At 67.0% G+C, this 13888-nt stretch carries 15 protein-coding genes and 2 pseudogenes; 6 read left to right on the top strand and 11 right to left on the bottom strand.

The genetic code is table 11. The features are described 5' to 3' along the window. The 3 genes from ABZW16_RS39815 to ABZW16_RS39805 all read left to right on the top strand — a co-directional run. Positions 1-496 (top strand): PhoH family protein (locus ABZW16_RS39815; RefSeq protein ID WP_354961324.1); only part of this gene is annotated, 496 nt, incomplete at its 5' end. A 202-nt stretch (positions 497-698) separates the two neighbouring features. Then, positions 699-1244 carry an esterase gene (locus ABZW16_RS39810; protein WP_354961323.1) on the top strand — a complete coding sequence of 182 codons (546 nt, stop codon included), beginning with the start codon at positions 699-701 and terminating at the stop codon, positions 1242-1244. A 144-nt stretch (positions 1245-1388) separates the two neighbouring features. Further along, positions 1389-2246 (top strand): acyl-ACP desaturase, encoded by an 858-nt coding sequence (locus ABZW16_RS39805; protein ID WP_354961322.1) that lies wholly within the window; start codon positions 1389-1391, stop codon positions 2244-2246. Between the two features lie 69 nt (positions 2247-2315). On the opposite strand, the gene ABZW16_RS39800 is transcribed toward ABZW16_RS39805, so the two are convergent. Next, positions 2316-3722: a class II fumarate hydratase gene (locus ABZW16_RS39800; RefSeq protein WP_354961321.1), complete on the bottom strand. Its 1407-nt coding sequence runs from the start codon at positions 3720-3722 to the stop codon at positions 2316-2318. Between the two features lie 92 nt (positions 3723-3814). Further along, positions 3815-4678: an alpha/beta hydrolase gene (locus tag ABZW16_RS39795; protein ID WP_354961320.1), complete on the bottom strand. Its 864-nt coding sequence runs from the start codon at positions 4676-4678 to the stop codon at positions 3815-3817. A 183-nt stretch (positions 4679-4861) separates the two neighbouring features. Between ABZW16_RS39795 and ABZW16_RS39790 the strand changes: the two genes are divergently transcribed. Then, complete coding sequence (locus ABZW16_RS39790; RefSeq protein ID WP_354961319.1) at positions 4862-5818, top strand: alpha/beta hydrolase; 957 nt, start codon at positions 4862-4864, stop codon at positions 5816-5818. On the opposite strand, the gene ABZW16_RS39785 is transcribed toward ABZW16_RS39790, so the two are convergent. Next, positions 5819-5953, bottom strand: a complete 135-nt coding sequence (locus tag ABZW16_RS39785; RefSeq protein WP_354961318.1) for a hypothetical protein — start codon at positions 5951-5953, stop codon at positions 5819-5821. A gap of 230 nt (positions 5954-6183) precedes the next feature. Beyond that, positions 6184-7227 (bottom strand): class II fructose-bisphosphatase, encoded by a 1044-nt coding sequence (gene glpX, locus ABZW16_RS39780; protein ID WP_354961317.1) that lies wholly within the window; start codon positions 7225-7227, stop codon positions 6184-6186. A gap of 168 nt (positions 7228-7395) precedes the next feature. On the opposite strand from glpX, the gene ABZW16_RS39775 reads away from it, so the two are divergent. Beyond that, positions 7396-7962 carry a DUF4245 domain-containing protein gene (locus tag ABZW16_RS39775; RefSeq protein ID WP_354961316.1) on the top strand — a complete coding sequence of 189 codons (567 nt, stop codon included), beginning with the start codon at positions 7396-7398 and terminating at the stop codon, positions 7960-7962. Between the two features lie 8 nt (positions 7963-7970). Here the strand turns inward: ABZW16_RS39775 and ABZW16_RS39770 are convergent, their stop codons facing one another. The 4 genes from ABZW16_RS39770 to ABZW16_RS39755 all read right to left on the bottom strand — a co-directional run bounded on the left by ABZW16_RS39770 (position 7971) and on the right by ABZW16_RS39755 (position 10600). Next, complete coding sequence (locus tag ABZW16_RS39770) at positions 7971-8315, bottom strand: VOC family protein (protein ID WP_354961315.1); 345 nt, start codon at positions 8313-8315, stop codon at positions 7971-7973. Continuing rightward, the gene (locus ABZW16_RS39765; protein WP_354961314.1) at positions 8312-8554 is read right to left on the bottom strand and encodes an exodeoxyribonuclease VII small subunit; all 243 of its coding nucleotides are present in this window, start codon (positions 8552-8554) and stop codon (positions 8312-8314) included. The genes ABZW16_RS39770 and ABZW16_RS39765 overlap by 4 nt, the downstream gene beginning before the upstream one ends. Positions 8555-8556: 2 nt before the next feature. Next, positions 8557-9858: an exodeoxyribonuclease VII large subunit gene (xseA, locus tag ABZW16_RS39760; RefSeq protein WP_354961313.1), complete on the bottom strand. Its 1302-nt coding sequence runs from the start codon at positions 9856-9858 to the stop codon at positions 8557-8559. Positions 9859-9964: 106 nt separating this feature from the next. After that, the gene (locus ABZW16_RS39755) at positions 9965-10600 is read right to left on the bottom strand and encodes a lipid droplet-associated protein (RefSeq protein WP_354961312.1); all 636 of its coding nucleotides are present in this window, start codon (positions 10598-10600) and stop codon (positions 9965-9967) included. 142 nt (positions 10601-10742) lie between these two features. Here ABZW16_RS39755 and ABZW16_RS39750 point away from each other — a divergent pair, with 142 nt between their 5' ends. Then, positions 10743-11753 (top strand): 4-hydroxy-3-methylbut-2-enyl diphosphate reductase, encoded by a 1011-nt coding sequence (locus ABZW16_RS39750; protein ID WP_354961311.1) that lies wholly within the window; start codon positions 10743-10745, stop codon positions 11751-11753. Between the two features lie 21 nt (positions 11754-11774). On the opposite strand, the gene ABZW16_RS39745 is transcribed toward ABZW16_RS39750, so the two are convergent. From ABZW16_RS39745 to ABZW16_RS39735, 3 genes and pseudogenes are all read right to left on the bottom strand, one after another. Next, positions 11775-12719: a DUF6542 domain-containing protein gene (locus ABZW16_RS39745; RefSeq protein ID WP_354961310.1), complete on the bottom strand. Its 945-nt coding sequence runs from the start codon at positions 12717-12719 to the stop codon at positions 11775-11777. Between the two features lie 49 nt (positions 12720-12768). Next, positions 12769-13797 (bottom strand): annotated as a pseudogene (locus ABZW16_RS39740) (DNA recombination protein RmuC); the annotation flags it as partial. Further along, positions 13794-13888, bottom strand: a pseudogene (locus ABZW16_RS39735) (peptidase S1); the annotation flags it as partial. The pseudogenes ABZW16_RS39740 and ABZW16_RS39735, both read right to left, overlap by 4 nt.

Genomic DNA, 13888 nt, shown 5'->3' with positions numbered 1-13888 from the left:
GGTGGTGTTCCGTCCGCTGTATGCGGTCGGTGGGCAGGATCTCGGCTATCTGCCGGGATCGGAGAGCGAGAAGATGGGCCCATGGGCACAGGCCGTCTTCGACACGCTCGACGGGTTGGCCAGTCGCGAGGTGATGGAGGAGGTGCTCAGCCGCGATATGTTGGAAGTCTTGCCGCTCACCCACATTCGCGGTCGCTCGCTGCACGATTCATTCGTGATCGTGGACGAGGCGCAGTCGCTGGAACGCAATGTGCTACTGACGGTGCTGAGCCGACTCGGCACCGGATCGCGGGTCGTGCTCACCCATGATGTGGCCCAGCGCGACAACCTGCGGGTCGGTCGGCACGACGGTGTCGCCGCGGTGATCGAAAAGCTCAAGGGGCACCCGCTTTTCGCGCACATCACGCTGACCCGTAGCGAACGGTCGCCGATCGCGGCACTCGTGACCGAGATGTTGGAGGAGTACGGCCCGAGCTCCTACGGCCCGAACCGATAGCGGCCCGAACCGATAGCGGCACAGGGCAAATGCGTAGCGTGTGTTTCACCTCACAATCGTGCGGGTAATATCCGCGCGATAACCTGTTCAGCACCGGCCCGGCGAGTCTCATACGGATTCGCCGGGCCGTTGCCGGACATCGGCCTAGGCTACGCGCGGTGTCACCGCGTCCGCGGTGGCATCGGTAGCCACTTTCGAGAGGATGGAAATGCACCACTTCGCTCGACGAACGGCTGGATTCACCGCGGTCATCGCGGCGACGGCACTGCTGCTGGCCGCTGGCTGCAGCAAAGACGACGACAAGGACAAGAACACCGCCGCGTCCATGACGACCACCTCGGCGGCCGTCGGCCACGGCGAGGAGCATATGTCCGGCGCCGCGGGCGAAACGAAGATCGCGACCCAGGCCGGCGACATCGCGGTCACCGGCATGATCTTCGACAAGTACGTACAGTCCGGCGGCCCGACCGGTCCGCTCGGCGCTCCACTGAAGGCGCAGGAGGACGGCCCGAACGACGGCAGGTGGCAGGACTTCACCGGCGGCGCGATCGTCTGGGGCAAGGACACCGGCGCGCACATCGTCTGGGGCGAAATCCGCAAGGCGTGGGAGGACAACGGCGGCCCCGACGGCACGCTCGGCTACCCGACCAGCGATGAGAAGGATATCCCCGGCGGCAAGCAGAGCGATTTCGTCAGCGGCACCATCACCTGGGTGGACGGCAATACCACCGTCACACCGAAGTCCTGATCCGGCACGGCGTCCGGGCACTGGCGTTTCACCACTGGAAATGCGGGGGCTCGCCCGAAAGGGCCAGCACTTGTACGCTCGGACGCCGATACCGATTCCTACTCAGATCCCCGCATCGCCGGGCCCAGCCGCTAGGTTGTGTTAGTGCAAACTCTCTTGACCGATCGCGAACTACTCGCGTCCCTCGCCGATGAGGTGGAGCTGAATCTGCGCCGCCATATCGCCGCCGCCGACGGCTGGCAGCCGCACGACTACGTCCCGTGGGACGACGGCCGCAATTTTGGCTTTCTCGGCGGAATCGATTGGGAGCCGGAGCAATCCACACTGAGCGAGACCGCCAAGCTGGCGCTGACGGTCAGTGTGCTCATCGCCGACAACCTGCCCTCGTACCACCGCGAGATCGGCAAATATCTGCGCATCGGATCGTGGTGGCGCTGGGTCGGCCGGTGGACGGCCGAGGAGAACCGCCACGAGATCATGATCCGCAACCACCTCATGGTCACCCGGTCGGTCGACCCGGTGGAGTTGGAGCGGTTGCGGATGGAACATATGACCAAGGGGTTCCGGCGTCCCCCGCTGCACCTGCTCGATGTGCTCGCTACCTGCGCGTTCGAGGAAGCCGCCGCCGGCATCCGGCATCGCAACACCGCGGCGCTCGGGGAGAACAAGATGGTCACCGCCATGGCCGAGCGCATCGCGCGCGACGATGAGCTGCAGTCGGTGTTCTTCGCCGAATTGATCACGGCCGCGTTCGGCATCGCGCCGGATCAGACGATGCGGGCCATTGCCGACGGTGTGGCGAACTTCCACGTGCCATCGGTGACGCTGGCCGACGGGCGCAGCAGCGACGACGTACTCGCCGAGGCGGGCATCTATGACCCCGCCAAGGAAGGCGAGTTGGTTTTCGCGCCGCTGCTGCAGCGATGGGAGTTCTTCACCCGGGCCGACCTCGGTGAAGTGGGTGAGAAGGCGCGCGCGGAACTCGGGCATCTGCAGTTCTGATCGCTGACCTGGTTCGCGGATCGACCACTTGTGCGGGTATGGCCACAGCGGCCATACCCGCACATTTGCTTACTCCGCGTTGTCGACCTTCGCCATCGATAGCACATCCAGTCGGCGGTCGAGTTCTTCAACCGTCAGCTTCTCATCCAGCAGACCGCGATCGATCACGGTCTGGCGAATGGTCTTCTTGTCCTTCAAAGCCTCCTTGGCGACCGCGGCAGCTTCTTCGTAACCGATCGCGGAATTCAGTGGCGTCACGATGGATGGTGACGATTCCGCGAGGGTGCGCAGATGATCCTCATTGGCGATCAGGCCACGAATGCACTTATCGGCGAACAGTCGCGAAACATTGGCGAGCAGCCGAATCGACTCCAGCAGATTGCGTGCCATGACCGGGATATAGACGTTCAACTCGAACGCGCCGCTCGCACCCGAGAACGCGATGGCCGCGTCATTGCCGATCACCTGGGCGGCCACCTGCGTAACCGCTTCCGGCAGTACCGGATTCACCTTGCCGGGCATGATCGAACTGCCCGGCTGCAGATCGGGCAGCCGCAGTTCGCCGAGACCGGTCAGCGGGCCCGATCCCATCCAGCGAATGTCATTGGCGATCTTGGTGAGGCTCACCGCAATGGTGCGCAGTGCACCGGACGCCTCGACCAGACCGTCACGGGCGGCCTGCGCCTCGAAGTGATCGGTCGCCTCCGATAGGGCGTCGATTTCGGTCGACCGCACCAGTTCGGCAACGACTTTCGCACCGAAGCCCGCGGGCGCGTTCAGACCCGTACCGACCGCGGTGCCGCCGATCGGCAGTTCGCCGAGCCGGGGCAGCGTCGCCATGATGCGCTCGATGCCCGCCGCGACCTGGCGGGTGTAGCCGCCGAACTCTTGGCCGAGGGTCACCGGCACCGCGTCCATCAGATGGGTGCGGCCGGACTTCACCACGGTGCGCCATTCGGTCGACTTGTCCAGCAGTGCCAGCCGCAGGTGATCCAGCGCGGGGATCAGATCCTTGATCGCGGCCTCGGTGGCGGCCAGATGTGTTGCGGTGGGGAAGGTGTCATTGGACGACTGCGACATATTCACGTCGTCGTTCGGGTGCACGGTCACGCCGTTCGCCTTCGCGATCGAGGCGATCACCTCATTGGCGTTCATATTCGAGCTGGTGCCGGAGCCGGTCTGGAAGACATCGATCGGGAACTGGTCATCGTGCAGGCCATCGGCGATCTCGTTCGCGGCGGCGATGATGGCATCCGCCTTCGCCGGATCGAGCAGTCCGAGATCCCTGTTGACCTGTGCGCACGCGGCCTTGAGCAGACCCAGCGCCCGGATCTGGGCCCGCTCCAGGCCGCGCCCGCTGATCGGAAAGTTCTCCACCGCGCGCTGGGTCTGCGCCCGCCACAACGCGTGCAGGGGTACCCGAACTTCGCCCATGGTGTCGTGTTCGATGCGGTACTGCGTCTCCTCGGTCGTCATGATTTCGACCCTATGCCCGAGATGACCCGCGCGGGGTTGCCACACCTGAGGCGATTCGCACACCGCGCGCCGGGCCGCGCTGGGAATACTCGTCAGCCTTCGAGGACCTCGCGGAGTTTGCTGGCGAAGGCCTCGGGCTGGCCGGGGTAGCCGTACTCGCCGCCGAGGAAGCCGCCGTGGTGGCTGGGGAATACCGTTGCCTGCTGGCCGAGCAGTGCGGCGGCGGCCTCGGAGGTGCGTGCGGTGAAGGTGCCCGCGGACTCCTCGCCGACGGCGATGACGATGCGGGTGGGCGCAGCGGCGAGTGCGGCGACATCGGGGCGATAGCCGCTGACCGCCCAAGAACGGTCGGACAGCAGCGGATCGTCACGGGATCCGTCGTCCTCGGTGGGCATGCCGAACTGGGCGGGATCGGCCGCGGGCTGGGCGAAGTAGTCATCGGTGAATTCGCCTTGCCACGACGTCATGGCGATAAAGCTCGCCATGCCCGCACCGGCCCCCTTGGCCTGGTACACATCGCGCACCTGGGCGCGGGCGCGCTCGGCGGCAGCGGCGTCGGGAAGTACCGGGATGAGCGGCGGCTCATGGGCGACCAGCGTGGTCACATCGTCCGGATGGGCCGCCACCAGCGCCAGCGCGGTGACCGCGCCTCCGCTGCTCCCGAACAACTCGACCGGCCCGGCGCCGAGCACCCCGATGATCGCGTGCACATCGTCGGCCTGGACGGTGGGCGAATTATCGACACGCCCATCCTTGCGGACGCTGCGGCCGAGACCGCGCGGATCGTAGGTGACCACCGTGCGATCGGGAAAGTACGAGGCCAACGTGCGGAAGCCGGTGGCATCCATGGGCTGTCCGATCATGAACAGCGGCGGGCGACCGCCGGCGGTGGGCAGCGGTCCGTGAACGTCGTAGACGAGATCGGCTTCGGCGGTTTCGAGAGTGTGCTCGGTCATACCGGTGTGGACGAACCATGCGGCGCGAATTCATCGCTGCTACAGAGTCGTCATATCGGGCTCGCACCTTGGTGGTGATCCGCTCCACCTTGGGGAACCGACCCCAGCACTCGGGGGCCTGATACCGGCGGCGAATCCGGTGGAAAGTTGGACAGGTCACCGCACACCGAACCGGAGCCTCCTATGTCGAATTCGAGCACACTCGCCCACTCGGCGGAACGTCGTGCCACGGTCTCGACCAAAGACGGTGTGGCACTGGCGGTTCGTGAATACGGCCCGCGAAATGCCGACCTCACCGTCGTCCTGCTGCATGGACATTGCCTGAGCACCGCGTCATGGACCTACGTCCGCGACGCCCTGTTGCGCCGGTACGTCGGCGCCCGGGTGGTCTGCTACGACCAACGCGGCCACGGCGACTCCGCCGCGGCGTCACGACAGACCTACAACCTCGAGCAGCTCGGCTACGACCTGCGCGACGTCCTCGACGCTGTCGCCCCCACCGGTCCGGTCGTTCTCGTCGGTCACTCGATGGGTGGCATGACCGTACTGACCTATGCCAGCCAGCACCCGCACGAGATCGGCACGCGCATCGTCGGTGTCGCACTCATCGCGACCGCGGCGAGCGGACTCGCCGACGCTGGGTTCGGCCGCCTGCTGCGCACCCCGGCCGTTTCGGCATTCCAGGCCGCCGTCCGATCTGCTCCCGGCCTGATGCAGCACGCGAAGCTCATGGCCTGCAAGGTTTTCGCTCCGATCATCCATACCGCCGAATTCGGCGATCGCAAGGTCAGCCGCCGGGTGCTGAACCTGGCCAACGCGATGCACAACTCGACGCCGATCGTGACGATGGCGAGCTTCTTGAGCGCCTTCATGACCTACGACCAAACCGACGCGCTCGCGGTGCTCTCGAATATCCCGACCTTGGTGCTGTGCGGCAGCGCCGACCTGATGACGCCGCCGTCGCATTCCGTCGCAATGGCGGCTGCCGTCGTGTACTCGGATTGCGTGCTGGTCGACGGCGCCGGTCATTCGGTGATTCTCGAGCAGCCGACCCGGGTCGCCGAGGCCATTGCCCGCCTGCTGACGCGCGCGGGCGGGCCCGACAATGTCGAGGCCGAGCACCTCACCCTCGTCGCGTAGTCAGTGCGGCGTGAGCCGGATCGGCGGGTATTCCTTATCGGATTTGCGCTGGTACTTCGCGTAGCGAGGTTGGGCGGCGATGATGCGCTGCCATTCCTGTGCGCGGTCGGCGCCGTCGAGCTGGTGCGGCGTCACCGGCATCGTGTCGTGGCCGGGCAATTCGATCGATGTCAGGTCTGGATGCGCTATTTCTCGAGAGCCGTATCCGCAGCTCCTGACGGAATCTGCGCCGTAGCGCCAGATGTGTGAAGCCGGGTGCTTCTCGATTCGGGATCGGAAGTCGGCGGGCGCGAATATGCGCGCGAGATGGGTCGAGCCCGATCCGAATGGCTCGAATCGGGCTCGACCGGTCAGGGATGTATCGCTCAGGGGAGCGGCGGCACCGCGTGCTCGTCGCCGATGAAATCGACGGAGGAGTACTCGCGGAGCTTGGTCAGGCGGTGGTAGGCGTCGATCATGCGGACCGTGCCGGACTTGGAGCGCATGACGATCGACTGGGTCGACGCGCCGCCGCCGTAGTAGCGCACACCGCGTAGTAGGTCGCCGTCGGTGACGCCGGTGGCGCAGAAGAAGACGTTATCGCCCGCGACCAGATCCTCGGTGGTGAGTACGCGGCTCAGGTCGTGGCCCGCGTCGATCGCCTTCTGCCGCTCTTCATCGTCCTTCGGGGCGAGCATGCCCTGCAGGTCGCCGCCCATACAGCGCATGGCAGCGGCGGCGATGATGCCCTCGGGGGTGCCGCCGATGCCGACCAGGATGTCGGTGCCGGAATCCGGTCGGGCGCAGGCGATGGCGCCAGCGACGTCACCGTCGGAGATCAGCCGGATGCGGGCGCCCGCATCGCGCACCTGCTGGATCAGCTCGGCATGCCGGGGCCGGTCCAGGATGCAGACGGTGAGATCGGATTTCGAGACGTTCTTGGCCTTGGCGACCCGGGCGATGTTCTCGGCGATCGGCACGGAGATATCGATCACACCCGCGGCATCGGGGCCGACCGCGATCTTGTGCATGTAGAACACCGCGGACGGATCGAACATCGCACCGCGCTCGGCGACCGCGAGCACCGCGATGGCGCCCGGCGAACCCTTCGACATCAGCGTGGTGCCGTCGATCGGGTCGACCGCGAAGTCGACCTCGGGACCGGTGCCGTCGCCGACCAGTTCACCGTTGTAGAGCATGGGCGCTTCGTCCTTCTCGCCCTCACCGATGACCACGATGCCGCGCATGGAAACCGAGCTGACCAGCTGCCGCATGGCGTCGACGGCCGCGCCGTCGCCGCCCTCCTTATCGCCGCGGCCGACCCAGCGGCCCGCGGCCATCGCACCGGCCTCGGTGACCCGGACCAGTTCGAGCGCGAGGTTGCGGTCCGGCGCCTCGCGGCGGCTGGGTGCGGGCGAAGATGCCGTCATTACGGTGTGCCTCCTACGGTCGTTGCTACTGCTGATTGTCTCAGAAGCGCGACCGTTCGCGATCAGGTACTACCCGTAGCGATTGCGTGCAGGTCGCTCGAAAAGGTCAGCTCCAGATCACGGAGCACCTCTCGTTCGGGTGCCAGGTCGAGCGTGGATACTGGGAGCGTGTCGTACCAAAAGCCGCGCATCCTCAACGACTACCGGGATCTGTTCTGGTCGCTGATCCCGTTGGTGCTGATCGCCGTGGTCTTCGCCGGGCTCGCCAGTCAGTGCAGCTTCGCCGCGAAGGGGCCGACCCAGGGGCAGATACCGCACTTCGATGTGAACGCGGCGCTGTCGGTGGACGCGAAGTCGATGCCGTTCCCGATCCGCAATCCGAGCCTGCCCGAGGGCTGGACGCCCAACTCCGGTAGCCGCGACACCATCACCACCAGTGGCGGTGGTCCGGTCAGCACAGTCGGATATATCACACCGCAGGGCACCTACCTGCGGATGAGCCAGAGCAGCGCGACTGAAGAAGCGCTATCCCGCTTCGTCCTCGGTTCCCGCTACGGCACCGGCACCGAACAGGTCGGTGACCAGAAGTGGGTGGTGTACGCCGAACAAGGCTCCGAGACGGCTTGGATCGGTGATTTCGGCCGGTCCAGGGTGCTCATCACCGGCGCGGGCAATCACGCCGCCTTCACCACCCTGGCCACCGCCGTCACCGCCGCCCAGCCGCTACAGAAGTAGCGCGCCACTCAGCGGTGGCTGACCACGTTGACAATCGTCCCGCTGGGATCGCGCACGAAGAACCGGCGCACACCCCACTGCTCATCGCGGAGCGGATAGACGATTTCCGCGCCCGCCGTGACCATGGCCGCGTGTACGGCGTCCACATCTTCGACCTCGACGCTCATATCCGGTTGTGGCTGTTCGGCTTCGGAGCCGACGAGCAGTACCTGGGCGGTCGGGTTGGCCGGGGACGCCATCGTCACCACCCAGCCGAGATCCATCACCTCTTCGAAGCCGAGCCGCTGGTAGAACTCGCGGCTGGCCGCCATATCGGCGGTGCGGATATCGGGGGTGGCGCGGCGGATGGTCATTCGTCGGCTTCGAGATCGGTGCGGGACAGCGCATTCTCGACGCGCTGGCGCGCACCCGCGAGATGTTCCTCACAGCGGGTCGCCAGTGCTTCGCCGCGCTCCCACAGTGCCAGCGAGTCGTCCAGGTCGAGGCCGCCCTGTTCGAGCATTTTCACGACGTTGACCAGTTCGTCGCGGGCGCGTTCGTAGCCGAAGGTGGAGATCTCGGCCAGCTCGTCGTCCTTGCCGGAGTCGGCCAAGGTCAGTTCCTCCCTGTGTCGGTGTTGTTCGGTGCGAGTGCGGGGTTGCCCAACGCTCGAGTGCCGAGCGCGGCGGCGGTGATCGCGCCGTCGGCGACCCGGATGCGCAGCTGACTGCCCGCGGGCGCGTCCTCGATGGACCGGACCACATGCCGGTCCTTACCGGTGACGTGCTGCACGACAGCGTAGCCACGGGCCAGCGTGGCGGCCGGTCCCACCGCGGTGAGTTTTTCGCGCAGATGGCGGGTGGCGGTGGTTTCGGTGCGGATCAGCTGCTCGGCGGTGCGGCGGGCGGCCGAGCGCAGGCGCTCGATCTCGTCATAGCGGCGGTCCAGTTCGCGCAGCGGGTCGGCGAGCACCGGCCGGGAACGCAGCTGCGCCAATGCCCTGGTCTCGCGGTCGACCCAGCCGCGCAGCGCGGCGGCGGCGCGGGCGCGCATATCGCGGACCCCGGCCAGTTCGGCGGCCGCGTCGGGCACGATGCGCTTGGCGGCATCGGTGGGGGTGGCGGCACGCAGATCGGCGACGAGATCGCAGAGCGGGTTATCGGGTTCGTGACCGATCGCGCTGACGATCGGGGTGGTCGCCGCGACGATCGCGCGGCACAGCGCCTCATCGGAGAACGGCAGCAGATCCTCGACACTGCCGCCGCCGCGAGCGAGCACGATGACCTCGACCGCCGGATCGCGATCGAGTTCGGCCAGCGCCTCCAGCATCTGCGGCACCGCGGTCGGGCCCTGTACGGCGGTATTGCGAATTTCGAAACGTACTGCGGGCCAGCGGTTTCGGGCCACGCTCAGGACATCGCGCTCGGCGGCGCTCGCCCGACCGGTGATCAGGCCGATTGTCTTGGGCAGGAACGGGATCGGCCGCTTCAGCCGGGGATCGAATAGTCCCTCCGCGGCGAGCAGTGCCTTCAACCGTTCGATGCGGGCCAGCAGTTCACCGATGCCGACCGGGCGAATCTCCATGGCGCGCAACGAAATCGTGCCGCGACCGGTGAAGAACGCGAGTTTGCCGTAGACCACCACCCGGCTGCCTTCCTGCAGCGGTACCGCGGATCGGCGGATGAGGTCCGGATGGCAGGTCACCGATAGCGACATATCGGCGGAGGTATCACGCAATACCAGGAATGCGGTGCTGGTGCCCGGCCGCAGATTGATCTGGGTGATCTGCCCCTCCACCCAGATGCTGCCGAGTCGATCGATCCATTGCGCGACCTTGATCGATACCGAGCGCACCGGCATCGGGTGCTCGGCGGAATTGGCAGGGGATGCGGTCAATGGGGAGCCGTCCTGTGTCATGCGGCCGGGTAAACACGCAGCGGCTGGCCGGAGGAGTCCCGGCCAACCGTCGACTCTGCGGCGGCGGGTTCGCCCCCACTCGGCGAATCGCTGCGCGATGTCGAATTCATTGGGCCCGCACGGTGGCGATCCGATTCGTCAGCATGGTCACGAACGGCGCCCTGGCGCGGGTGTGCTGCTCGTAGTCGAGCAGGGCGGTCAGGTCCTCGACGGTCAGCATGCGCAGCCGGGCGCGCAACTGGGCCAGGGTCATATTGGCGTAGTCGTACCGGGTGGCCACCTCGGGCTCGACTACCTCGGGCTCGGGCTCGGCGGCCGCTGGGGCCGCGACCTCGGTCTCCGGCTCGGCGATGCTCTGGATCGGGGCGGCGTGACCATTGCTCTCACCGGCGCGAGCGGCGGCCTCGGCGGTCAGGGTGTCGTGCGGGGCGAATTCGGCTTCGGGGGCGTACAGGTCGAAACGGCTTTCGCGCGCGGTGGCGGTGAACTCGGGCTCCGCGTCTTCGTCGAAGGTGGCCCACTCGGGCTGTTCGACGGAGGAGTTGGTGAGACGGTCGAAGACGCCGTCGCCCTTGAGGGCGAGGCTGGTCACGAACTGCTGGACGTGCATGGTGGTCTGCAGCATCTGGCTGATCGCGGTGATCGGGAAATTCATTGCGGCAGTGGGTAACCGACGCGTTTCTTCGATGGCGTATACGGCGGCTCCGGCAGCGACCCGGGCCAGGAACGGTGGTCGAAACATGCTCCTAGCCTGCCCGATACGGGATGTTATGCAAAGCACTGGTGTCACAGACACACAATCTATCCGGAGTGTGTCGAGAATGACCTGAACGAGGCGGTGACCGGCCGTCCGGCATTCACTGGCCGCACGTAAGCTGAGGGACATGTCTTCGGCCATCCCATTGAACGTCGGAATCGCCCGCTCGGCCGGTTCCGGATCCGCCGATGCCGACGGTGGCAAGCGCGTGCTGCTAGCCGAGCCGCGCGGGTACTGCGCCGGTGTGGATCGCGCGGTGGAGACGGTGGAGAAGGCGCTGGAGAAGCACGGTGCGCCGATCTACGTGCGCAAGGAGATCGTGCACAACCGCCACGTGGTGGAGACGCTGCGCGAGCGCGGCGTGATCTTCGTCGATGAAACCGATGAGGTGCCCGAGGGCGCGCTGGTCGTCTTCTCCGCACATGGTGTCTCACCCGCGGTGCACGAGTCGGCGGCCGCGCGCAATCTGCGCACCATCGACGCGACCTGCCCGCTGGTGACCAAGGTGCATCAGGAGGCCAAGCGCTTCGCCCGCGACGACTACGACATTCTGCTGATCGGCCATGAGGGGCACGAGGAGGTCGAGGGCACCGCAGGGGAGGCGCCCGACCATGTGCAGCTCGTCGACGGTCCCGATTCGGTCGACCGGGTCACCGTGCGCGACGAGTCCAAGGTGATCTGGCTCTCACAGACCACGCTCAGCGTGGACGAGACCATGGAGACGGTGCAGCGGCTGCGCGAGCGGTTCCCGGCGCTGCAGGATCCGCCGAGCGATGACATCTGCTACGCCACCTCGAACCGTCAGGTCGCGGTGAAGGCGATGGCACCGGAATGCGATCTGGTGATCGTGGTCGGCTCGCGCAACTCGTCCAATTCGGTGCGGCTGGTCGAGGTCGCACTCGGTGCGGGCGCCAAGGCCGCCCACCTGGTCGACTTTGCCCGCGAGGTGGATTTGGCGTGGCTGGACGGGGTGCGCACGATCGGCATCACCTCCGGTGCGTCGGTGCCCGACATCCTGGTGCGCGGTGTGCTGGATCTGCTGGCCGAGCACGGATTCGGGGATGTGCAGCCGGTCACAACGGCCAACGAGACGCTTGTTTTCGCGCTGCCAAGGGAATTGCGCACCTCGCGTCGCTGAGCTGAGCCAGCGGAAATCCGGCTAGAGGTTTTCCGGCCGCCGTCGCTCGGTCCGGCTCGAATCGCGTTCGCGGTAGCGGACATTGGGCTGCGGATGCGGCGGCGGTGCCTCGCCGCGCCGTCGTGCCGTGCCGGCCCGGTTCGAATCTCCCTCTGCCCGAGTGGATGCCGCTGCCGGCCGGGCGGCTCGGTTCGAATCGCCTTCGCCCCGGGGCGCTGCCGGTCGGGCGGCGCGGGTGGTATCCGGTCGGCGCTCGCGGGCCGGGCGTTCCTCACCCCGGCCGCTCTTCGCGGTGCCGCCGACGCGCGGCGGCGTATCCGCCACTTCCGAATTCGCGCGCCGATTAGGCCGCGGCAGATGCAGATCGGTATCGAGATCGGCCGGATCGACCTGCGGGCGGCGGGTCCGGCGGCGCGCGGCATCGGCCAGTGAGCCGCCCCCGGTGCGTTCGGACCGCGCACGCTTCGGCGCATTGCTGCGGCCCCAACTGGTACCCCTGCGCGGCTCGTCGGCGCGCTCGGTGGCCTCGCCGCGCCGGTGTAGCAGGATCCGGCCCGCACCGATCGCCAGCACCAGCACAGTGGCCAGCGCCATTACCGGGAACCGGTTCACCAATGGGATGGCCAGATTCAGCAGGATGTCCTTGAACCCGGTGGAGGCGTGGCCGGTCAGCTGCTGATAGGCCAGCGGCACCGCGATGAACAGCAGTAGCGGCGGCAGCACCATCGTCGTGAAGACGCCGCGGTAGCGGACGGCAAGCACCGCCGCGACGCAGCCCAGGACGTACAACGTGTTGAACGTCGCGGTCAGCTCGTTACTCTCGCCGCGGGCATCGATCAGGAACCCCAGAAACGTGCACGCCACCGCGATCCCGACCGCTGCCCCGGCCGGGATTCCCGGCACCGAGGGCAGGATCGAACGATGCGGCGCGGGCACCCGGGTTCGCACACGTTGGGAAGCAGCCACACTATGAACACTAACTGCCGCCGCGTCGGGGGGTGTTACGGCACGGCGGTCACCCGGGCTGATCCTCGGCGTCGGCGAAGCCGACCGCCCTCGGCCACGAATCGACACGCTGGATTGCTGGCGCTTCCTGTTCGGCTATTTCCAGGTCGTGGAGTTTGCGGGCGGTGACCATTACCCGCGATTCCACCGACGCGACGGTGTAGTTGAAAGCGTCTACGGCCTTGCCGAGTTGCGCACCGAGCCGGTCCAGATGTCGACCGGTCATGCCGAGCCGGTTGTAGAGTTCGCGGCCCAATTGCTGAACGGTTGCCATATCGCGGGACAGTGCCTCCTGTCGCCAGCCGAAGGCAACCGTCCGCAGCAATGCGATCAGAGTCGTCGGAGTAGCAAGGATCACATTGCGGCCGAAGGCGTGCTCGAGTAGTGCGGAGTCGGTCGTCAATGCGGCGTCGAGGAATGGGTCGCCCGGCACGAACAGCACCACGAACTCCGGTGCTGGATCGAAGGCCAGCCAATATGCCTTATCGGCCAGCTGATCGATATGGGCACGCAGATGTTTGGCATGGCGGCCGAGCAGTTCGGCGCGCTCGTCCGGATCATCGGCCATGGTGGCCTCGAGATAGGCGGTGAACGGCACCTTGGCGTCCACCACGATCTGCCTGCCGCCCGCCAGCCTGACCACAAGGTCCGGCCGCACCATGCCGGTGCGCTCGGTGCCGCCGTCGCTGCGCGCGGCCCTGGTCACCTGGGTGTCGAAATCGCAGTGCCTGGTCATCCCCGCCAGTTCCACCACGCGCTCCAACTGGATCTCGCCCCAGCGCCCGCGCACCTGCGGCGCGCGCAGCGCGGCGACCAGCTGACCGGTCTGGCTGGTGAGCTGATGTGAGGTGCGCTGCATGCCTGCGACCTGTTCGCGCAGACTCGAATAGGCGTTGATGCGATGGTGCTCGACCTGCTGGATGTGCTGGTTCAGCGCGCCGACGGCCTCGCGCAGCGGATCGATCATGGCGCCGATGGCGTGCGAATGTCGGCGTGCCGCATCCTCATTCGCCACGGTGAGCGACTGCCGCAGCACGGAACCGCGCGGCCCAGCGCGCTCACCACGCCCGCGGTCACCGAGCCCGCCAACCCCAGCGGACTCCCGACCGCGACCACCAACTGCCCGACCA

Origin of the sequence: Nocardia sp. NPDC004604 (assembly GCF_040609795.1) — a bacterium.
GTDB lineage: Bacteria > Actinomycetota > Actinomycetes > Mycobacteriales > Mycobacteriaceae > Nocardia.
This window is presented reverse-complemented; position numbering and strand designations above follow the sequence as displayed.

What these genes read in the sequence shown, in the direction of transcription:
- ABZW16_RS39810 (WP_354961323.1), top strand. Translation starts at nt 699, where the DNA reads ATGGAAATGCACCACTTCGCTCGACGAACGGCTGGATTCACCGCGGTC.
- ABZW16_RS39800 (WP_354961321.1), bottom strand. Translation starts at nt 3,722, where the DNA reads ATGACGACCGAGGAGACGCAGTACCGCATCGAACACGACACCATGGGC.
- ABZW16_RS39795 (WP_354961320.1), bottom strand. Translation starts at nt 4,678, where the DNA reads ATGACCGAGCACACTCTCGAAACCGCCGAAGCCGATCTCGTCTACGAC.
- ABZW16_RS39790 (WP_354961319.1), top strand. Translation starts at nt 4,862, where the DNA reads ATGTCGAATTCGAGCACACTCGCCCACTCGGCGGAACGTCGTGCCACG.
- glpX (WP_354961317.1), bottom strand. Translation starts at nt 7,227, where the DNA reads ATGACGGCATCTTCGCCCGCACCCAGCCGCCGCGAGGCGCCGGACCGC.
- ABZW16_RS39770 (WP_354961315.1), bottom strand. Translation starts at nt 8,315, where the DNA reads ATGACCATCCGCCGCGCCACCCCCGATATCCGCACCGCCGATATGGCG.
- xseA (WP_354961313.1), bottom strand. Translation starts at nt 9,858, where the DNA reads ATGACACAGGACGGCTCCCCATTGACCGCATCCCCTGCCAATTCCGCC.
- ABZW16_RS39755 (WP_354961312.1), bottom strand. Translation starts at nt 10,600, where the DNA reads ATGTTTCGACCACCGTTCCTGGCCCGGGTCGCTGCCGGAGCCGCCGTA.
- ABZW16_RS39750 (WP_354961311.1), top strand. Translation starts at nt 10,743, where the DNA reads ATGTCTTCGGCCATCCCATTGAACGTCGGAATCGCCCGCTCGGCCGGT.